We start from the raw sequence: 22928 nt of genomic DNA, 5'->3' as shown, positions 1-22928 counted from the left end.
ATATCCAGACTAGCCATATTGTAATCTGGTTGAGTATAATTCAATGCACAAAATATAACATATTAATACTTAAGAAATCCTGAAGAAAATTATTCGGTATCTAAAACCGCAGCCAGTAATTGGCGAGTGTAGGGATGCTCAGGGTGTTTTAAAATCCGGGAACATGGGCCATATTCTACAGACAGACCGTCTTTCATTACCAAAACATGATCCGCAATATAAGATACAACCGCCATATTATGCGTGATAAACAGATAGGATATCCCTGTCTCCTGCTGTAATTCTTTTAATAAATTTAAAATTTGCGCTTGCACTGATACATCAAGAGCACTGGTAGGCTCATCGCAAATCAATACCTCAGGCTCAGTGGCCAACGCTCGGGCAATACAAATACGCTGTCTTTGCCCTCCAGAAAATTGATGAGGATATCGATGCAAACTGCTGCTGGGCAAATTAACCTGTTCGATTAATTGTTTTTGTCTGCGGGAAATCACTACAGAACTCATCCCCTGAGCGTGCATGCCCTCAGCAATAATTTCGCCCACTGTCATTCGTGGGTTCATAGAAGAAAAGGGATCTTGAAATATTATTTGCACTTTTTTTCTATACTCTCTTAATCCACCTCGTCGCAAGGCAAGAACATCCATTCCTTTGAATTCAATAGCACCTCCAGCAACGGGTATCAAACGCAGTAAAGCACGGCTGGCGGTTGTTTTTCCACATCCTGATTCGCCAACCAGAGCTAATGTCTTACCCTGCTGCAAGCTAAAACTTAAACCATCAACTGCCTTGAATATTGTCTTATTTCGGCTAAATAATGCTTTTTTATGAACATACTGAACGGATAAATCCCTAACTGTGAATACAGTCTCCGTTTCCTGTTGTGCACAGCCCCAGGCAACAGGTTCTTTTTTTAAGGGAGGTAAATCATTGGCCTCAGGATACAAATGACAGCGCAGCAGGCGTTGATTGACCTCTTGTAACTGCGGCTCCTCATGTTTGCATCGATCAAAGGCATAAACGCAGCGAGGATGAAATCGGCAACCAGAAGGTAAGGCATCCAGGCTTGGCACATTGCCGGGAATAATAGATAATTTTTCATCGCGTTTTGCAAAAGAAGGAAGAGAAGCCAGCAATTGTTGCACATAAGGATGGCTAACTTGCGTAAAGAAATCACCAACTTTTGCCTGCTCAACGACCTGACCAGCATACATCACACACACTCTATCGGCCATTGCTCTGGCTACACCCAAATCATGCGTGATCAATAAGAGACTCATTTGATGCTTTTTTTGTAATTTTTTTAATAAAGCCAAAATCTGAGCCTGAATGGTTACATCCAGAGCTGTTGTTGGTTCATCTGCAATTAAAATCTCGGGGTTACACGCTAAGGCCATGGCGATAACCACACGCTGTTTTTGTCCTCCTGATAATTGATGCGGATACTGATGGATTCGTTCCTTCGGCTGAGGCATTTCCACCTCGGTCAATAGAGAAATTAACGCATCTTGCACCGCATCAGTTTTCAGGGAATGATGCCTCATAAGAACTTCGGCAATCTGATCGCCAATGGTCATGACCGGATTTAAAGCAGTCATTGGTTCTTGAAAAATCATCGCCAGACGTCGGCCTCTTAATTGCCTCATCAAGTATTCAGGAAGATTTAATATGTCTTCACCGTGAATACTGATTTGGCTTTTAGCACCATAAACCCCTGATTTTGGTAACAACCGCATGAGTGCTAAAGAGGTGAGCGATTTCCCACATCCTGATTCCCCCAATAAAACCAGGGTTTCCCCCGGATATAGAGTAAACTGAACGTTATTCAAAGCCGTTATCAGTGTTGCTGGACTTTGAAAAGCAACCGATAAATTATTAATTTCAGCACTATTTTGCATGAGACAAGCCACAAAGCCATAATCGTACACTCTAACAAGAGAAGGTCTTCAGTGGCAACTGGTGCACTCACAGTCTTGAATATGATATAATACCTAACAACCAGTAAATGAAAAAAAATCAACCCAAGTAATCGATTTTCAAATGCTGGCTATCCCACCCTTGCAACAATTGATGTATCCTATACAGATTAAGTTTCAATTAAAGTGAATTCCTATGAGCGAAAATTATACAGCAGAAGCGATTGAAGTACTCAATGGACTTGAGCCTGTGCAAAGACGTCCGGGCATGTATACCGATACCACCCGGCCAAACCATTTGGCTCAGGAAGTAATTGACAATAGCGTGGATGAGGTACTCGCAGGATTTGCAAGCCATATTAAAGTCACACTTCATGAAGACGGCTCAGTTGAAGTCGAAGATAACGGGCGGGGCATGCCCGTCGATCTGCATCCCCAATTAGGGCTTAGCGGCGTTGAGGTCATCATGACTCGTTTACATGCAGGCGGTAAATTTTCAGATAAAAATTACAGTTTTTCCGGCGGACTTCATGGCGTGGGAGTATCGGTAGTCAACGCCTTATCTGAACGGCTTGATGTCACCATCAAACGCAATGGCACTGTCTATCAAATGTCTTTTGCGAATGGCGATAAACTCTGCGAACTGAATGAAGCGGGTATAACCAAAAAAAGAGATACAGGCACTATTATTCGTTTTTGGCCTAATGCCAAATATTTTGACACTACCAAAATTTCGCTAAAGCACCTCACTCATGTTTTAAGAGCAAAGGCTGTTTTATGTACTGGTCTATCCATGACTTTTATCAACAAAACAACCAATGAAGAAACGCATTGGTGTTATGAACACGGTTTGACCGATTACTTAAGCCAGACCTTACCGGTTGATTATTTACCGGAAACCCCTTTTTCTGGTGAATTCAAAAGCGATGAAGCAACAGTTGATTGGGCATTGGTTTGGTCTGATGCGGCAAACAGTTCTTTAAACGAAAGTTATGTGAATTTGATTCCAACCGCTCAGGGCGGAACTCACGTCAATGGATTACGCTCCGGCTTATTTGATGCTATGGCTGAATTTTGCGAATTACGCAATCTTTTGCCCCGAGGTGTCAAACTGACGGCTGATGATCTTTGGGAACCTTGCCAATACGTTTTATCTGTCAAAATGAAAGAACCCCAATTTGCAGGACAAACCAAAGAACGATTAAGCTCCCGCCAAACTGCAGCCTTTGTGAGTAACGTCATCAAAGATGCTTTTTCACTCTGGCTTAATCAGCATCGCAATCAAGGCGAAGCAATAGCCGCTTTAGCAATAGAACGGGCGCAAAAACGCTTGAAACAAGCCAAACAAGTAGCAAGAAAACGAGTGAGTCAGGGGCCGGCCTTACCTGGAAAACTGGCCGATTGTTTGCAAAGTGACTTGAGCCAGGCTGAACTTTTTTTAGTAGAAGGAGATTCAGCAGGTGGTTCAGCCAAACAGGCACGCAACAAGGATTTTCAGGCCATTTTACCCCTGCGTGGTAAAATTCTGAACTCTTGGGAAGTTGATTCCTCTCAGGTATTGGCTTCACAGGAAATTCATGACATTTCTGTAGCTATTGGCGTAGATCCAGGTTCAGATGATCTTAGCGGTCTTCGTTATGGTAAATTATGCATTCTTGCTGATGCCGACTCCGATGGTGCGCATATTGCCACCTTGATATGTGCCCTATTCCTGCGCCATTTTAAACCACTGGTTAAAGCCGGCCACGTTTTTGTCGCCATGCCGCCATTGTATCGCATCGATGCAGGTAAAATTGTCCACTACGCCCTCGATGATGAGGAAAAAACACGAATCATTCATCATCTCAACCAAACATCAAAGGCTAAAATTAACGTACAGCGTTTCAAGGGATTGGGCGAAATGAATCCCATTCAATTAAGAGAAACAACCATGGATCCCAATACGCGTCGTTTGGTACAGCTCACTTTGGATGACGAAGAGTCCACGGAAGCCGTAATGGATATGATGCTGAATAAAAAACGGGCTGGAGACAGAAAAATCTGGTTAGAAACCAAAGGAAATCTTGCTGAGGTATAACTTATGCTCCCTCTTACGCCCTGTTTGGAATCAGGTTTCAAACAGGGCTAACGAAGCGCATCTCATCAAAGGATTTACCATTTCAACAACGGGATTAGGTTAGAATAGTCATCAGTCCATGAGAATTGGGTATTGTCACTAACAAAACGCCATGCTGTTCCTTTCATTACCTGCATCACCAAAGGCTCATTCGTGGTGAGCAAAGCCCATTCTGAATCAAATTGCCCGAGCCTGGGAATTCCTTTGTGAACCAGATTGAGTAATACCATATCCAACGAGCGACTGATGGAATTAAGTACTGGCAATAATTTAAGATGGCGGTTGCTTAAGTTCACTAAAATCACGCCATTTTTGCTTAATTTTTGCTGGTACAAAGTAAATGCTTCACGAGTCATCAAATGCACAGGAATGGCATCCGAATTAAAGGCATCCAGCAAAATAAGATCTTGTGATCCGTCCGGTATTTTATGCAAAGCCAAACGACCATCGTCTTTAATTACCTCAACAGAAGGCAAACAATCACGCAGATAAGTAAATAATTTTGGATTTCGAGCCAAATCAATCATTTGTTGATCAATTTCAATAATCTTTAACTGATCTGTTTCCCTAAACTGACATGCCATTGTTCCAGCCCCCAAGCCTAATACTGTAACAGACATGGCAGGTCGTTCACGTTGCATCGCCTCAACAACCGATTTTATTGCTCCGTAATAAGCTCTGAATCCACTGATTGGTTTTTTTTCTCCAAGCAACTGAAAACCATGCACCGTAGACTGACTGATCAAAACATGAGTATTTTCCTTCATCAAAACTTGTTTCACGCCAAAAAAATTCCGTTGCTGTAACAGGATAGAGCTATCTAAAAAAAAGGGGGAATAGAGAAAAGCAAATACAATAACCAATGATGCAATAAGTCCGAATCTACTCTGATGAAAAACAACAATCACCATCAATGCCATAAAAGCACAAATCTGAAAGGTTGAAAATCCGGCATAGCCATAGATGTGCGGAATGAAACAATGCAGCATCAGCAAACACGTCACAACAAGTGGAATCCACCAATCCTTGGCAAAATGAGCCAAAGGTAAAACAAATAAACTCAATAAAATAGCAAGCGGGTATTCATAAATTTGATTGAACAAATGCGTGGCAACTATCCCATTAAACACACCGGCAAGCACCCCGCCAAGAGCCAGACAAAAATAAAATAAAGTCAACAAATGCGGTTGGGGTCTTCGTAGAAACAATTGCCTGTGACACAGCATAGCCAAAATAAAAAAACTGGCCAGATTGGCAAGAATCACCTGCCAAACTTGAACCTGATTGGGTTTTAAAATATAACCCAATAGCGTAAAGATCAGAAAAAAAATACAGTTTCGTTTAATCCACTCGTCAGATAGCCAGGGTTTATGAGTAAAAGTTAAAACAAAAGTCAGTAAATACAGGGCTAAGGGCACTACCCAAAATAACGGTGTTGCTGCAACATCCGTAGAAATATACAAAGTGACACCCAACATCAAGCTGCAAGGAATAAAACCTAAAAAGACCCAATACGCCATAGAGCGCCAAGGTAAAGGGCCTAAAGCGACACGTTGCTGTTCCAAAGGCTTGTAACGCACGGTATATAATACGAATAATAACAACAGCAGATATGCTAAGTACCCTACACTCCAAAGGTGAAATTGCAGCGTCATACCCCATGCTTTTTCAATAAGCCAGGGATACATCAACAGAGTGATTAAACTACCCAGATTGCTTGCTGCATACAGATAATAAGGATCAGATGCGCCTTTACTGGTAGTCTGACTATAAGCAAACTGCAATAAAGGTGCTGATGCCCCAACAACTAACAAAGGCAAACCCAATTGGGCTAATAAATCACTCAAGATATTCCATTCAGGATGTCCATTCATTTCCGAAGGATGGAATAAAAGAGGAATTGCAACCAGGCTTGATGCCAACAAAGCAGTATGAACTAAACGCCAAAGAAATGAACGATTCAAAACGCTCAACAGCCATACATACCCATAAGAGACGAGCAATATACCCTGAAAAAAAAGCATGCAAACAGTCCACACGGCAGGCGTTCCGCCGTAGACGGGCAAAATGGCTTTGGCAACCATGGGCTGGATGCTGAACAAAAGCACGGCACTAAAAAACAAACTGACAGGAAAAAGAAAACGCAACACGAGGCTGTCCCTAGCTAACACTTCAATCTAATGCAATCCGGGTATATTCAACCATCTATACCCAGTCACATGCTCATAATAACCTAAATAATGATAAGGAATGTAGTGCAGGGTTTCAATAGATTCTGATTAATGCTTTAGGGCTGTCTCTAACAAGGACTTGGAATAACTGTAAAAATCACTACGTAAACCTATCCATACTCGTCTCAGTCTATAGCAACTCGTTTAAATTTGAGTCTATGAAAATAAAAATTCATTATGCTAAGATGATTATTCATCATCGGCAAAAGATCGGAAACGCTCACTGCTTAAGGGGCTGAATTCTTAAGGATAACATATGAAAGTTTGTTTTTATGGAAAAACAGTACCACAGATTGTTCTTGAACTGGGGCGACTTCCCAGGCTTGTAACCGATATAGATTTCAGCAGAAATAATCTTGGTAAACTAACCTGTGACGATGTTGTAACCATTATGAAAGCCCTTCCGAAGCGCACCCGCTCACTTAATTTACGCTCCAATGGCCTCTTTCTTAAACCCGTTTCAGAATTTGTAGCCCTAATTAAGGCGTTACCCGTTGGCCTTGAATCTCTCGATCTGGGTTGGAACAAACTGTTTACCAAACCCACCACCTATCTGGAACAGGTTATGGGTGCTCTATCACCAAACCTGAAATCCCTTGGTTTGGGCTGGAATTCACCCGCCCCAAAATCCAGCCTTAATCTGGCCGCCGTCATAAACAGTTTACCTGAAACGCTGCAGGAGCTGGATTTGTATGGCAATGATCTTGGCAGTAAATCCTACGTGGAACTCAGAGATCTTTTTCAGGCACTGCCCGAGCATCTGAGTTCACTGGATTTACGTGAAAATGCTCTTGGTATGCAAGACGGCAATATATTATGTCGACTCATTAAAGCCTTGCCAGCTCATCTGAAATCACTTGAGTTAAGCGGAAATCGTCTCTACCTCAAATCAGCACTGGAGTTTGTTTCTATTCTCAGGGCATTACCTGCACATTTGCATACGCTTAATCTGGGCAATAACAACCTGTTTTTTAATCATTCTGTTGAAAATCTTGTGATTATCATAAGTGCCCTGCCAAGAGATTTGCGCTCACTTTCTTTGAGCGGAAATGCACTCTACAAAAAATCAGGCGAAAGCCTTCAGGCGATTATCCTACAACTTCCCCAGGGCTTACATGTTCTTGATCTAAGTGGAAACCTTCTTTACCTCAAATCCTCTAAAAGCCTGTATGCCATCATAAATACCCTTCCCAAATGCTTGCAATCGCTTGATTTAGGTAGAAACCAGTTCCGCCAAAAATCACTGCCTGCTCTCATCCACATTATGAAAAACCTGCCAAAGCATCTCGAATCCGTTGATTTAAGCTCTAATGGCTTTGAGGAAGTAGGAGATATAGATATTTTAGCATTGCAGTACTCCGCTACAATTCGCTCATCACTTGTCCTTGATGATTCCATCATGGCAAGACCAAGAATACGCAATTTTCATAATAATTATGTCAGAAGAGATTCAATGCTTACAAAATTGCTCTTCATGCTGGAACCTCAAGTTGACCAGCACGATAACGAAGATGAAAAGCGCATGTCTTCTCCAATACCATGATATGAGGTTTTATCCGCTTAATAAGCTCTACCAATTTAAAGGGAAAGTCTCGTAGAGGATGGATATAACCGACAAGCCAGCCGAACAGTTTTTTAATTCGCACTGGCTTGAAACTTCAGTTCATTAAGCCAATTATTTATTTTTTAGAATCTAAAGAGGCAGTCAACATCCAATGGGCTTTCTGATGAGCGGCAATACGATCGCTTAACAACGTCACTGTTCCCTCATCATTATTTTCCTGAGCTATTTTAATTGCCTGATTCAAATCGTTGACTAAAGTACTGTTATCTCTGGCAAGCTCACTAACCATTTGATTTGCATTCAAGCTGGAATCTCCGTCTTTAATGGTTTTCAACTGATTAAACTGAGTGAAAGTCGCAGGTGCCTTGTGACCTAAGATTAATATTCGCTCTGCAACTTCATCTACTGCCTCAGCCAGTTCTTTGTACTGCATTTCAAAAAGTTCATGCAAACTTTTAAATTGCGGGCCTTTAACATGCCAATGATAGTTTTGCGTTTTAAGATACAGTGCATAAGTATCTGCCAAAACCACTTCCATTGTTTTAATCACGTCAGTCATGATGCACCTTTTTCTATTAAGTGATGATTTTAATAATAGATTAAAATGACTAAAAAACAACCTGTATTCATCACAACAATACATCAGATACAGTCTATTTAAATTTAAATGGACTGTATTTTTTACCGTATTCTCCCGCCTAAAAATAATATAACCATGAACCGATGTGTCTTTTTTTTAAACTTAATGGTATTATGTGTGCCTTTTTATGCGATACGGGAGGCCTCTCATGCCAAACGACCACAATCAAACAATGCTCAAAGACACTCAGTATGCTCAAAGTACTCATAACGTCATAACGTCCAATGCAGCAGCTATGCTTGCCATCAGGCTAGCTTCACGTTACCTGATGCCTACAATAACCAGCAATACTCCTGAACATGCAGAAGCATCTTCCTCTGTGGCTTCGTCTTCATCTTCTCAAACCTCATCTCCTGTATATACGCTCAGTATGGACGATAATCTCGAAGCGCAGAAGCGAATGCAACGCAATGTAGCACGTTATGAGGGCCGCAAAAAACTGTCTCAACTGGAAGCGTCAACAAAAATCTGGCTTAAAAATATTCTGAATTCAACACAATTGAGCAGCAGATTTGATAAAGTAACCTTGGTAAAAGACAACGATGGCCATCTGGAAAATAGTCAATGGTACCTGCCTCTGCCTGTAATTTACGCCATAGTGGTCTCAGCTCTAATCGATAAAAATGAACAGGTTTGGCCCGTGCCTCCGGGCAGTACCCCTGAAAAAGAGCGTTACCGACGACTGGTAAATTTTGATCAAATTAACAACCTACTGGCTGCTGGATCCAATGTGTGCAATACAGGTATTCGTCATGCCTGGCTTATGTCTTTGGATGGCTATGAAGGCAAACGCCTTCCCTTGAATGCCTCAGATCTTCTCATGCGGGGACTGTTTGACTTCATGGTACATGAGGTGTTGCTTAAACAGCTCAATATTCAACTTCCTGAGGGTCGAGATCCTGTGGGAGAGGAACGTCAGGTTTTTTATAAATACTTCCAGCCTCTATTTTTACCCTGGGTTTGCGGCAACATGCCTAAAGAGATTTACGATGGCATCATCAAGGCCGGTGGGCCAGACAGCGCCAAACAATTCATCATCCAGTGCTTTCTTGCTGAAGGATCATTACCAGATAAAAAAATGATGAAAAAAATCAACGGTTATTGCAGTATGAAGGGACTAAAAAGTATGCCTTGTGATTTTATTCCTATTCTTGCTTCTCTTAAAGATTTTATAGACCGCCACACTCTGGCTACCAATTCAGGCAGCATTAGAGCAACCGGTCTGGTAGCACTGGCGGATGAAACGCTTGCCTGGCTGAAAAGCCCACAATTCACACCGAGTGCTCTTGAGGATGACGCAGAAGTCACCGATCCATTCTCCAGGATATACCTGGTTATCAAGTTGCATGATGCACTGTATCATTACAAGAGCTATAGAAATTTGCTGGGTGTCAGCGATATACCCGAGGAACGCAAAGCCAGCTGGATGGATGCTTTAGAAACGATGCAACAGTGTTTTGACTCCCCTAATCCTTCTTTGGCGAACCTGCTCCAGAACATGGAATTACTTCATACTCGGCTGCGGGCTTTTGAGCAAGGTTTTACCTTTTGGCGAAACAACGCATATCACGATTTCATCAGTAATTATACAGCACAATGGTTTGCTGCAAAAGGTAAACGAGGATTAACCATCAGAGCCAATCTTTTTGCACTCCTGAGTGAACTCTTCTTTCAGGAAAATACCCAAGAACTAAACGCTATCCCAGTTATCCGCTTGCACGATGAGCTACTGCTTGAATGGATAAGCAGATTAAAAGAGGATGGTATTTTAGAGATAACGCCTTATCAAATAAACCGCACCCTGCTGCATGCCTTATGCTACGATGCAGATACCTGGACACCTCTGTTTCGTTATTGCCTTACTCAAGTACTCCTCTTTATCCGTAATCGCTGCAATCAGGGACAAAATAGTGCAGGCGAAGCGATATCTCAGGATTCCTGGCCAGAATCCTTACTCATTCAGATTGAACACCGCACTGCCCCCGATCTGACGCCAGAGCCTGTGTCAGTACTGTTTACGCCAGGGAACATTACCTCTGCTTCCAGTACGGAAATCGCCGGATACCTGGCAGCAGCAACCAACATGTCCCAAACGATTATCCGCAAGATAGTACAAGATCCTCGTTTTGCCCCCAATGCCCTATGCAACAAGGAGGGTACTCCTTTTCTATACGCCATAGGATTCGGAAACATCAATTTAGCCGCTGCGCTCATTGAAAAGGGCTTAAACTACATGGATACCAGTCAATATGATGGAGTTCATCCGCTTTATTGTGCGTTCAAATACCAACAAACAGCGTTCATACTTTGGTTTTTACAAACCATTACTAAGGATGAACGAACGCAAATATTGTTAAACTCGTTTGGTACAAAAGATTCGCCAATAAGACGAGCAGCGAAATACTGCCCGGACATCCTGCTGCAACTGTTAGATTGGCTTCCGGTAGAATTTAAAATCAGGGCATTGCTAGAATATGACAACCCTCAAGATTCGCCACTTATACTCTTGGCGATAAAATCACCCCAAACGCTAATCCAGGTTATCAATTGGCTTCCGAAAGGCACAAAAGTTAAACTGTTGATGGCAAATACAGGTAACGAGTATAACCTGATCAGAGTGGTGTCCATAAAGTGCCCTGAAATTCTGCTGCAATTAATAGAGGTACTGCCGGATAAAGAAAAAGTTGAGGCATTAACGACCCTTAGCTATTTGAATACCAACATACTAAGAACTTTAGCTACAACAGCTCCCGGCACTGTAATTCAACTCATCAAATTGCTGCCCGGTGACGAACAGGTAAACGCATTAACCAAAACGGACTCGCACAACAAGAATCTATTCGATCAACTAGCGCATAGACCCGAACTCCTAATGGAACTTTTAAAGCTCCTTCCCGGACAAGAAAAAATCAAGGTAATAACTAAAAAAAACGACTTTAAAGAGAATATTTTGCATAAAATGGCCGTTTTTCACCCTCATTTACTTAAAGATTTGCTGTATTATCTGCCCATAGATGTCCGAGCTCAGGTACTAATGATGACCGCAGATGGAAGTCCATCCATCCTTTACCCGCTCTTGACCCATCCTCCTGAATTTCTTGAACAGGTTCTCGATAGCCTGGCGGATAGCGCTAAGACTGAAGTATTGCAATCAAAAGACGATAACGGCCGTAACATAATCCACTACGCACAACGTTATTCCATGCACCTAAATATTATGCAAACAATACTGCAAAGAACAAGCGAATGCCAAACACATCAACCTGATACGCCTCCCCCCACATCTTCCCCTGATGCACGCACTGCTTCTGCTGCATCAAATATAAGAGACAGCGTTTTTCGGGGCAGCCACACTTTATTCAGAGAAAATAGTGATGGCAATCAAAACAGTCCTGTTCTCGAGGATGAGCCTGCAACCCCATCATCTTCTTCCCCAATCTAAACCATTTTAAAGTCTTAAAAAAAAACCCGCCATGAGGCGGGTTTAAAGGGAGGTGAGAAAGGCTTACATCATGCCGCCCATGCCACCCATACCGCCCATGCCGCCCATATCGCCAGCACCAGCACCTTCATCTTTCTTTGGTAAATCAGCAACCATGCACTCAGTAGTCAACATCAAGCTGGCAACAGAAGCTGCATTTTGTAGCGCCATACGAGTTACTTTAGTTGGATCCAGAATACCCATCTCAACCATATCACCGTATTCGCCAGTTGCTGCGTTGAATCCATAGTTGTCTTTGTGCTCAGACACTTTGTTAACAACAACAGAAGATTCATATCCAGCGTTAGTTACGATCTGACGCATTGGAGACTCAATAGCACGACGCAGGATATTGATACCCATAGTTTGATCGTCATTATCGCCTTTCAATGAATCCAGCGCTTTTTGCGCACGAATCAGAGCAACACCACCACCGGCAACAATACCTTCTTCAACCGCAGCACGAGTAGCATGCAGCGCGTCTTCTACACGAGCTTTTTTCTCTTTCATTTCAACTTCAGTAGCAGCACCTACTTTGATCACTGCAACACCGCCAGCCAGTTTGGCAACACGCTCTTGCAATTTTTCACGATCGTAATCAGAAGTAGTTTCTTCCATTTGAGCACGAATTTGTGCGATGCGAGAGTTAATTTCAGTTGCTTTACCTTCGCCGTCAATAATGGTTGTATTTTCTTTGGTAACTACTACACGTTTCGCAGTACCTAAATCTTCGAGAGTTGCTGCTTCAAGGCTCTTGCCGATTTCTTCAGAAATAACTTGACCACTGGTTAAAATAGCGATGTCTTGTAACATTGCTTTACGGCGATCACCAAAGCCAGGTGCTTTAACCGCACATACTTTGACAATACCACGCATGTTGTTAACAACCAGAGTAGCTAACGCCTCTCCTTCAACATCTTCAGCGATAATCAACAAAGGACGACCGGATTTGGCAACACCTTCCAGAACAGACAGCATGTCACGGATACTGGAAATTTTCTTGTCAACTAACAGGATGAATGGATGTTCCAGTTCACAGGTCATGTTTTGCTGGTTGTTGATGAAGTATGGAGAAATGTATCCACGATCAAATTGCATTCCTTCAACAACAGACAGTTCATTTTCAAGACCATTGCCGTCTTCAACGGTAATAACGCCTTCTTTACCTACTTTTTCCATTGCTTCAGCAATAATAGAACCAATTGCTTCGTCAGAGTTGGCTGAAATCGTACCAACTTGTGCAATTGCTTTAGTGTCTTTGCATGGCTTGGACATTTCTTGTAATTTTTTAGTTACAGCCAGTACCGCTTTGTCTATACCGCGTTTTAAATCCATAGGATTCATACCAGCAGCAACTGCCTTGTTTCCTTCAACAAGAATGGAACGAGCCAGTACAGTCGCAGTCGTTGTACCATCACCAGCAGTATCAGAAGTTTTGGAAGCAACTTCTTTAACCATTTGAGCGCCCATGTTCATGAAGCGTTGTTCAAATTCAATTTCTTTAGCAACTGATACACCATCTTTAGTAACAGTAGGCGCACCGTACGATTTTTCCAGTACCACATTACGGCCACGTGGACCCATTGTTACTTGTACCGCATCAGCCAATGCATTAACACCAGCCAGCATTTGTAAGCGAGCGTCGTCGCCAAAACGTAATTCTTTAGCCATTACTCAATCTCCTTAAACAATTTGATTTAGATTACTTCTCAATAACACCCATGATGTCGTCTTCACGCATCACAACTAATTCTTTGCCATCAACTTTTACTTCAGTTCCAGAATATTTTCCAAACAGGACGACATCACCAACTTTAACCGCCAAAGCACGAACATCGCCGTTATCCAGTACTTTACCAGCACCAACAGCAATAATCTCACCACGCATGGGTTTTTCTGTAGCGCTATCTGGAATCACGATACCACCAGCTGTGGTACGCTCTTCTTCCATACGACGAACAACTACTCGATCGTGTAAAGGACGAATTTTCATACTTATATCTCCTGTTATAATTTAACGATGATTTACTGTTTTGCTTGCCCTGGGACAAACAATCCTGATGACAGTCATATGGGGGCAAGATTATGACTTTCAAGGGTTAAAACAAAAAAAATTTTTGTTTTAATTCAACAGGCACTACAATTGGAGCTAAGGGTTTATTGCATCAAGGCATCTCATGAAAAAATGGCTATTATTATCAATACTTTACCTTTTTATTTCGCCAAGCAACGCCGAACCGCTGCCAGCATCGGAAGTATTTCAAGTACAGGTAAATGTAATTGATCCCAATACTTTTGTTATCAACTGGACGATAAAACCGGATTATTTTTTATATGGCGACAGAATCAAAATCACCGAACAGGCAGACAGCAACATCCATCTGGGAAGCTTGCGTTTTCCCCCAACCCTGAAAAAAACCGACAAACAGGGACATACCTTTGACGTGTACAGAAAGCAACTGTCCTTACCTGTAGCAATTTTAGGCGAACAACCCGGGGAAACCATTCTCGACCTGCATTATCAGGGCTGTTCTGACGATGGCTTTTGCTATCCTCCTGAGGTAAAAAAAATCAAGGTAGCGATTGATGATGCGCTCGCACTCTCTCAAGTAACGCTGGAGCAATCGACTAATAAAGTTTCGGTGACACAAACCCAAGCACCACAAAACGAAATAGCACAGGTTTTTGAAACAAATGGGTGGATAAGCATCCTGTTTATTTTTTTTGGCTTTGGTCTATTGTTATCGTTTACTCCCTGTATTTTACCCATGGTGCCTGTGCTATCGGGAATCATCGTAGGTCATGGTAAAGACGTCACGACTCGTAAGGCATTTTTTCTTTCCTTAAGTTATGTTCTGAGTATGTCACTTACTTATGCAGTGATTGGCGGAGTGGTAGCCACATTGGGAGCCAATCTGCAAATTGCGATGCAATCACCTTGGGCAATCAGTTTATTTAGTGCGATTTTTGTTTTGTTGGCTCTGTCCATGTTTGGATTTTACGAATTTAAACTCCCCGACTCATGGCAAGCCAAAATCGCCGGATCCAGCCGAAATCAACGAGGTGGGCACTATTTTGGGGCAGCGATTATGGGCTGTCTTTCCACACTAATCCTCTCACCTTGCGTGACTGCACCATTGATCGGTGTGTTAACCTATATAGCGCAATCAGGAAATGTTTTATCTGGCATGCTTACCCTGTTTTTTTTGAGCCTGGGCATGGGCACTCCCCTGCTCTTAATTGGCACATCCGCTGGAAGATGGCTGCCCAAAGCAGGCAGCTGGATGAATGGTGTCAAAGCCTTTTTTGGCGTTTTACTTATTGCTGTAGCCATATACCTTATGGAACGTATTCTCCCAGCAGGGTTGGCTATGGGGCTTTGGGGAAGCCTGCTGATTTTTTCTGGCATTTACACCGGAGCGTTAACCCATTCAGTCTCAGCTAAAGAAAAATTTTGTCAAGGAGCCGGGATCATTATGCTGGGCTATGGTTTGCTCATTTTGATTGGCGCCAGTATGGGATCAACCAACCCATTACAGCCTTTAGCCAATCTGCAAGCGGCGTCCATAATGCCCTCCCAACAGACAAAGGCACAACCCCAAACATTAGCAGAAATTAAACAAACCATAGAACAAGCTAAAGGCACTCCGGTGATGTTAGATTTTTATGCGGACTGGTGTGCTTCATGTAAAGTTATGGAAGCAACAACTTTTCGTGATCCTGAAGTTCTTGCGGCACTAAACCAGTTTAAAATCATCAAAGTAGATGTCACCGCAAATGACGCTGAAAACAAAGCAATAATGAATGAGTACCGTGTCATAGCACCACCAACCTTCGTGTTTTTTAACGCACAAGGCAAAGAGCTTGACCATTCCAAACTGGTGGGGGAAAGTTCAGCTCCTGAATTTTTACGCCACTTAAACCAAATTGAACCGCATTCCTAATCCTCTGATGGCGGAATGCAGGCCTGAAGCAGCACTAAAAGAATCATCAAGTACGCAGATAATGTCTTACCGCTCAAGCAGCGGTTAAGCTGTTCTGTACCCCATATTCGTGAGGAACGTTTTTTACCACAACATAAAACGAAACAGCCGCACACAGCAAAACGTAATAAGCGACCATCAGGTTGTTATCGAATAAATGAATACACCAGGTATTTATTGCCGGTGAAAATCCCCCCACCAAAGCCATACACACATTGTACCCCATTGAAATTCCGGTATAGCGCCCCTTACCGGGAAACATTTCAACAATAACCGCTGGAGTTACCGCCTGTTCAGCACTATAAAAAATGACCAGAGGCAGTAAAACCCACCAAGCCTGAATGGATTGCAAAACCCAGAAAACAGGAATAGAGCTGACTAAATAACCTGCTGTTGCAAATAGCAGTACTTTTCTTCTGCCAATTTTATCGGATAAGTGAGCAAAAAAAGGCAGCATTAACAAGGACAAACCGATAAATAATGTTTGCATTCTGTAGGCTTGATTCAATGGCACCCCCAAAAACTCATGCAAATAAGTGGATAAGTAACCCATGAGGGTATAACTGCCACAAGCACTGATAAACAACAGCAGAATAACCTGCGTCATTCGAGCTCGTTGATGCTGAAACACGTATTTAAGAGGAAAATAGGGATTCTTGATGTTTTTTTGTAACGCAATAAAAGTCTCGGATTCCGCCAGATCCCGACGCAGCCACAACCCCACAATTCCTATAATCCCTCCAGAAATGAACAACAAACGCCAACCATAGAGCGCAACATCCGTGCTGTTTAATACCGTACTCATCAAAGCACATGACAAAACGGCAATTAGAACACCAATATTGGAACCATTATTAGCCATACTACTCACTAACGCACGGTGAGTTCCATGTGCGGATTCAGACAGATAAATCATTGAACCGGCAAACTCTCCCCCGATACAAAATCCCTGCAGTAAACGGCATAGAATCAGCAACACCGGCGCCATAACGCCTATATGCTGGTATGTTGGAATTAATCCTGTTAGTACCGAGGAAATGGACATCAAAAATATTGTGGTTTTTAGAGTTTTTGCCCGACCAAACCGATCACCCAAATGTCCTAAAATAATAGAACCCAGAGGACGCACTACAAACCCTGCTGCAAACACCAGTAAGGTAGATAATAAACTAACCATAGCGTTTTCACTGGGGAAAAACAAATCCGCAATGACAGGCGACAAATAAGCAAACAAACTGAATTCGTACCACTCAAGAATATTACCTATGATACAGGCCAGAATATTACGACGTTGCTGCACTATTTTGCTCACTTATAAATCAACTCCTGATTGGCCCGTCACCTTAAATGATTTACTTGTAACTCGTCAACTCCATACCTATCAAGCCTTGAGGTGGACCAGCATCACATGTAATCAACTTATTACACATAATACCCTAAAACGCATAAAAAATAACTTTATGAACAAAAAAAGTGCATATGCGCAACAATTCTTTACATTAAGTATGAGAAAAAACTTTTTGCAATACATGTCCCTATCCACATCAGCAGAACTTATCCTTATAAAAAATCTGATTCAATAACTTGTTACGAATAAAGATGCAAAGCACTGAATGCGCTTATCGGATAATAACCTTAAAAAAGGGAACAACTCACTATTGTGCGTTGTCGCATGAACGGTCATTCCGGTTGGCACTTATTAAAATATAAAAACCGGTTTATATACCTATTGGTACCGTGCTAATCTGCCAGCACTTAATACATTACCAAGGGACATGGATATGATTTCTTTAAGTGATATCCCTAAATTTCAATTGTTCAGTGCGTTGTCGCTGGCCATAATTTACGTTTTTTTGCTGTTGATTGAATACAAAAATCCGTTGAGAAAACCTGTCAGACGATTAATGAATCGCTGGATTATTAATTTTACCCTCTCGATTATGGTTTATTTTACTGCAAAAACAGTTGTTGTTCCGGTGGCGCAATTCACAATCAACTTCAACCAACTACACGGCTATGGATTACTGTCCTTGCTTCCTGCTCACAGCCTGTTTCAATGGTTAGTGGGGTTTATGCTCATGGATCTCACCTTTTATTACTGGCACAGACTTAATCATGAAATCCCCTTATTATGGCGATTTCATAACGTGCATCATGCCGATCCTGATTTGGATGTGACCACCTCCATGCGATTTCATGTCATTGAAATTGCGTACTCCAGCGTATTCAGGTTAATTCAGATAGCCATTATTGGCATAGATCCCCTAATCTTCATTACTTATGAATTTATTTTTCAAGCCAGCACCTATTTCCAACACAGCAATACTCACCTTTCCCTGAAACTGGAGCGTATACTTAATAAAATTATAGTGACGCCACGCATGCACGGCATTCATCATTCGAGTTATATGGACGAAACCAATAGAAATTATGGCGTAGTATTTTCTTTTTGGGACAAAATTCACAACACCCTAAAAGGTAATGTTTATCAAAATTCCATTACCATAGGAGTTCCAGCATACCTGAATCCCTCTGACAATACCCTCGTTAATTTACTACTCATGCCCTTCCGCCCCCAGCGATCATATTGGCAATTTAAGAACCAATCCTTTCTCAGCCGCCCAAGCGATCAACTCGATAAAACTAGCGAAGAATTATCTGAGTGAATGGCAGTACATCAGTCATTATTTTTATTTTGATGAAATAAATAATACAATCCAGGCAAGACCAACAGGGTCAGGCAGGTTGAAGAAATAATTCCACCGATTACGACAGTAGCCAGAGGTCTTTGCACTTCGGCTCCCGTTCCTGTCGCTAAAGCCATAGGTACAAATCCAAGTGACGCAACCATGGCGGTCATCAATACAGGACGCAATCGAGCAATGGATCCCTGGATGATTGCGGTCTGCAAACCAAGATGACTTTGTTCACGTAACTTATTGATAAATGTAATCATGACCTGGCCATTTAATACCGCCACGCCGGATAGCGCAATAAAACCTACCCCGGCAGAAATAGATAAGGGTATTCCTCGTAATAATAAAGCAAATACTCCCCCTGTTAGCGCCAATGGAATACCGGAATAAACGAGTAACGCATCTCTGGAGTTGCCAAAACTCATGAACAAAAGAAAATAGATGATCAACAAAGTGATAGGGATTACTACAGCCAATCTTTGGGATGCTGATTCCATCTGCTCAAATTGGCCTCCCCAAGAAATCCAGTAACCACTGGGTATTTTAATCCTTTGTGCTACTCGTAATTTAGCTTCATTAACAAATGAACTTAAATCTCTATCCCTAACATTCATACTCACTACTACTCGACGTTTACCATTTTCACGGCTGATTTGATTAGGACTTTCACTGCGAATCAATGCAGCCACTTCACTCAGTGGAATAAAATGACGCTCACCATCTTTGGCGAGAGGTAAAGGAATAAGTATCCAACGCAATACCTGTGGGTCGGTTCTTAATGGTTCCGGGAGGCGAACAATCAAATCAAATCGTTTGTCGCCTTCAAACAGCTCTCCTCCTTTTTTACCCCCAATAGCAATAGCAATCGCATCTTGCACGTCTGCAATCTGTAATCCATAACGTGATAGAGCGTTGCGATTAATTGCGATAGTAAAAAGAGGCAAACCATCCACTTGCTCTATTTTAATATCTGCAGCACCGGGTATGTCTTTTAACTGTTTGCTAATGGATTCAGCAATTCCGGTCAAGGTATTCATATCATCACCAAAAATTTTCACTGCGACATCACTGCGCACCCCGGAAATCAGTTCATTGAAACGCATTTGAATGGGTTGGGTAAACTCGTAATTGTTACCCGGAATTTGCTGCACAGCGTGTTCAATTTCCTGAACCAGTTGTTGCTTGGTTTTCTTTGGGTTGGGCCAAAGATTACGTGATTTCATGATAATAAAAGTATCCGCAACATTTGGGGGCATGGGGTCGTTGGCGATTTCAGCTGTTCCTATCTTGGAAAACACCCGTTTTACCTCAGGAATCTGGTTAATTCGTTCTTCAACAAGATGCTGCATGGTGATGGCTTGCTCAAGGCCTGTGCCAGGGATACGCATGGCGTGCATGGCAATATCCCCCTCATCGAGACTTGGAATAAATTCGCCACCCAAATGAAAAGAGACCAATAGACTCAAGACCACCAAAATTAAAGCAGATATCAGCACCCTCACTCGCTCACGAATACAAATCACCAAAATTTTTTCATAGCCCATGGTAAGATAACGCACCAAAATATTGTCTTTTTCTCTTACCCTGCCGCTGAGAAAAATAGCTATAGCTGCGGGAATAAAAGTTAGCGCAAAGACCATAGAAGCCAACAATGCGATAATCACCGTTTCTGCCATAGGTAAAAACATTTTACCTTCAACGCCAGTCAAGGTAAGGATGGGTAAATAAACGACAGTGATAATAAACACACCAAAAATACTCGGCCTGATGACTTCCGTAGTGGCCTCAGCAATCACTTGCAGACGTTCATCCATATCAAGCACTCGTTGACGTTGTTGCTGAGCATGCCCCAAGTGTTTTAAACAATTTTCCACGATGATCACTGCTCCATCAACAATTAAGCCAAAATCAAGAGCGCCAAGACTCATTAAATTGGCGCTGATTTTATTACTGACCATACCGCTAATGGTTAATAACATCGATAAGGGAATCACCATAGCCGTAATCAGTGCAGCTCTTATGTTGCCCAGGAATAAAAATAAAACGACACAAACCAGCAATGCACCTTCGAGCAAATTATTTTTTACTGTATTTATTGTTGCATTCACCAGAGTCGTTCGATCATAAACCGGAAGAGCTTCTACTCCATCAGGCAGCGAAGTATTAATATAGGCCAACTGTTTTGCTACACGCTGCGCCACCGTCCTGCTGTTTTCTCCCATCAACATAAACACCGTGCCCAGAACGACCTCTTTAGCATCCTGCGTTGCTGCGCCAGTTCGTAACTCCTTGCCAACCTGCACTTCGGCAACATCACCTACACGAACGGGCGTGCCTTCAAAACTGGCGATGACTATAGTGTTAATATCGTCCAGATTATGTACCTGTCCAGGTACCCGAATGAGGTATTGTTCCCCATTTCGCTCTATGTACCCTGCGCCAATATTGGCATTATTTCTATCCAGTGCTGAAATCAACTCCTTAAAACCCAAGTGATAACGTGCCAGCTTTTCAGGATCTGGTGTAATGTGAATCTGTTTTGTAAAACCACCGACCGTGTTCACCTCAGCAACACCTGGAACATTTCGTAATTGGGGTCTAATGATCCAGTCCTGTATGGTTCGCAATTCTGTAGAACTGTGTTGCAGGTTTAGTGGCAAGCCAGGCTTGTTATTTACGGTATACATGAAAATTTCACCCAATCCGGTAGAGATGGGGCCTAGTTTGGTTTCTGCCTCGAGAGGCAATTTGCCTTTTACTTCTTGTAATCGCTCGTTAATGAGCTGTCGGGCAAAGTAAATATCCGTACCGTCTTTAAAAACTACCGTCACTTGCGACAGTCCGTAACGGGATAAAGAACGAGTATAATCCAGATTGGGAAGCCCGCTCATGGCCACTTCAACAGGAAAAGTAATGCGTTGCTCCACTTCAAGAGGGGTATAACCTTTAGCCTCAGTATTAATTTGCACCTGAACATTGGTAATATCTGGAACTGCATCAATAGGAAGACGTTGAAAGAGATAAACTCCCAACATGGCTATGGCTAAGGTGAATAACATAACCAGCCAACGATGTTTCAGGGAAAGATGAACAATGCGTTCCAGCATTATGACTCCTTAATGATCATGAACTGCACCTTCCTTACCAATTTCTGCCTTGAGATAGAAACTGTTATCACGAACATAATACTGTCCGGATTCAAGACCTGATTTTATTTCTACCCAAAACTCATCTTCCTCGCCACGAACAACCGGTGTTGCTTCAAAAAAATCGCCCTGTTGCACAAACACTACATCTCTGCCCTGCATACGCTGTAAGGCCGAATGAGGTACGGCAACTGGAACTGTTTTTTTGCTAATGATAATCGTTGCATTGACATACATTCCCGGAAGCCAAAGACGTTCTGTGTTGGATAATACCGCCCTGGCCAATATGGTTTGACTGTCTTCAATCCCTAAAGGGGAAATATAACTGATGGTACTTTGTGATTGTGGTTTCCCTTCATCCCCGGTTACAACAACCTTCATTCCTTGCCTCACCAAAGGAGCATCTTTGCGATAGAGCGTTAAATCTGCCCAAACATGAGCCAAATCTGCAATATCGTAAATGGGTTTATCTCCCTTGGCCAACTCACCAGTAGTGGCATATTTTTGCACGACGGTACCCGATATAGGGGCGGGAATGGAGTAATTTTGTAAACTTTCATTACTTTCAATAATGACTAATAATTCACCTTTAGCGACTTCATCACCCAGATTTTTAGTGAGCGATTTAATAATACCTGAATAGCGAGGGTATACAGGCGCCATGGTATCCCTGTTCAGCACAATTTTACCCACGACCTTCAATTGTTTTTCAATGGTTGCGCCTGTTGCTTGAACACTGTTAATATTAGCGGCTTTAAGCAGTGCCGGCACAATTTTAACTCGTCCCTCATAACTCTCATAATTCCAATGATACTTTTTGTCCTGACAGGTTAAAACAACCTGCACATCAAAAGAATGTGGCTCTTTAACGATTTGTTCGCTTTCTAAAAAATCGTCTATAGGTTCAAAGGTAAACACGTCAATCGCTTTATTAAATCGGGTCAATTGTATGTTTAATTGACATTGTTGCGGGGGGACAGGAACGCCATCCCGAACAATATAGGCACGAAAATGAGGCGGCATTCCTTGCTCAAAAATGGATAACTCTAAAACAACATTATCCTTTACCAATAAACGGCCGCCATGCTTGCCCTTGCCCGCCTCCACACCGCCTGCCCATGCAGAACCCAGCATCATCAGCAGAAGAATCCCTTT

13 protein-coding genes are annotated in these 22928 nt (G+C 42.3%); 5 read left to right on the top strand and 8 right to left on the bottom strand.

Annotated elements, in window-relative coordinates:
• Window positions 1-89: 89 nt before the first annotated feature.
• Window positions 90-1898, bottom strand: coding sequence for an ABC transporter ATP-binding protein (locus Lwor_RS00155; RefSeq protein WP_058491610.1), 1809 nt, complete (start codon window positions 1896-1898; stop codon window positions 90-92).
• Window positions 1899-2112: 214 nt separating this feature from the next.
• On the opposite strand from Lwor_RS00155, the gene parE reads away from it, so the two are divergent.
• Window positions 2113-3993 carry a DNA topoisomerase IV subunit B gene (parE, locus tag Lwor_RS00150; protein WP_058491609.1) on the top strand — a complete coding sequence of 627 codons (1881 nt, stop codon included), beginning with the start codon at window positions 2113-2115 and terminating at the stop codon, window positions 3991-3993.
• A 74-nt stretch (window positions 3994-4067) separates the two neighbouring features.
• Here parE and Lwor_RS00145 read toward each other — a convergent pair whose 3' ends face one another.
• Entirely contained in the window at window positions 4068-6182 is a 2115-nt protein-coding gene (locus tag Lwor_RS00145; protein ID WP_058491607.1) for a spermidine synthase, read from the bottom strand.
• Window positions 6183-6519: 337 nt separating this feature from the next.
• On the opposite strand from Lwor_RS00145, the gene Lwor_RS00140 reads away from it, so the two are divergent.
• Window positions 6520-7806: a leucine-rich repeat domain-containing protein gene (locus Lwor_RS00140; RefSeq protein WP_058491605.1), complete on the top strand. Its 1287-nt coding sequence runs from the start codon at window positions 6520-6522 to the stop codon at window positions 7804-7806.
• Window positions 7807-7942: 136 nt separating this feature from the next.
• Here Lwor_RS00140 and Lwor_RS00135 read toward each other — a convergent pair whose 3' ends face one another.
• Window positions 7943-8386 (bottom strand): Dps family protein, encoded by a 444-nt coding sequence (locus Lwor_RS00135; RefSeq protein WP_058491603.1) that lies wholly within the window; start codon window positions 8384-8386, stop codon window positions 7943-7945.
• A gap of 229 nt (window positions 8387-8615) precedes the next feature.
• Here Lwor_RS00135 and Lwor_RS00130 point away from each other — a divergent pair, with 229 nt between their 5' ends.
• Entirely contained in the window at window positions 8616-11909 is a 3294-nt protein-coding gene (locus Lwor_RS00130; protein ID WP_058491601.1) for an ankyrin repeat domain-containing protein, read from the top strand.
• A gap of 63 nt (window positions 11910-11972) precedes the next feature.
• Here Lwor_RS00130 and groL read toward each other — a convergent pair whose 3' ends face one another.
• Window positions 11973-13619 carry a chaperonin GroEL gene (groL, locus tag Lwor_RS00125; RefSeq protein ID WP_058491599.1) on the bottom strand — a complete coding sequence of 549 codons (1647 nt, stop codon included), beginning with the start codon at window positions 13617-13619 and terminating at the stop codon, window positions 11973-11975.
• A gap of 31 nt (window positions 13620-13650) precedes the next feature.
• Window positions 13651-13941, bottom strand: coding sequence for a co-chaperone GroES (gene groES / locus Lwor_RS00120; protein WP_018578031.1), 291 nt, complete (start codon window positions 13939-13941; stop codon window positions 13651-13653).
• Between the two features lie 184 nt (window positions 13942-14125).
• Here groES and dsbD point away from each other — a divergent pair, with 184 nt between their 5' ends.
• Complete coding sequence (dsbD, locus tag Lwor_RS00115) at window positions 14126-15892, top strand: protein-disulfide reductase DsbD (RefSeq protein WP_058491597.1); 1767 nt, start codon at window positions 14126-14128, stop codon at window positions 15890-15892.
• A 73-nt stretch (window positions 15893-15965) separates the two neighbouring features.
• On the opposite strand, the gene Lwor_RS00110 is transcribed toward dsbD, so the two are convergent.
• Complete coding sequence (locus Lwor_RS00110; protein WP_058491595.1) at window positions 15966-17243, bottom strand: MFS transporter; 1278 nt, start codon at window positions 17241-17243, stop codon at window positions 15966-15968.
• 469 nt (window positions 17244-17712) lie between these two features.
• Between Lwor_RS00110 and Lwor_RS00105 the strand changes: the two genes are divergently transcribed.
• Window positions 17713-18597, top strand: a complete 885-nt coding sequence (locus Lwor_RS00105; RefSeq protein WP_058491593.1) for a sterol desaturase family protein — start codon at window positions 17713-17715, stop codon at window positions 18595-18597.
• Window positions 18598-18608: 11 nt separating this feature from the next.
• Here Lwor_RS00105 and Lwor_RS00100 read toward each other — a convergent pair whose 3' ends face one another.
• Window positions 18609-21734: an efflux RND transporter permease subunit gene (locus Lwor_RS00100; RefSeq protein WP_058491591.1), complete on the bottom strand. Its 3126-nt coding sequence runs from the start codon at window positions 21732-21734 to the stop codon at window positions 18609-18611.
• 9 nt (window positions 21735-21743) lie between these two features.
• Entirely contained in the window at window positions 21744-22910 is a 1167-nt protein-coding gene (locus Lwor_RS00095; protein WP_058491689.1) for an efflux RND transporter periplasmic adaptor subunit, read from the bottom strand.
• Window positions 22911-22928 lie beyond the last annotated feature (18 nt).

Source organism: Legionella worsleiensis (assembly GCF_001467535.1).
GTDB classification, from domain to species: Bacteria; Pseudomonadota; Gammaproteobacteria; order Legionellales; family Legionellaceae; genus Legionella; species Legionella worsleiensis.
The sequence above is the reverse complement of the archived record's forward strand: the minus strand, read 5'-3'. Positions and strand labels throughout refer to the sequence as shown.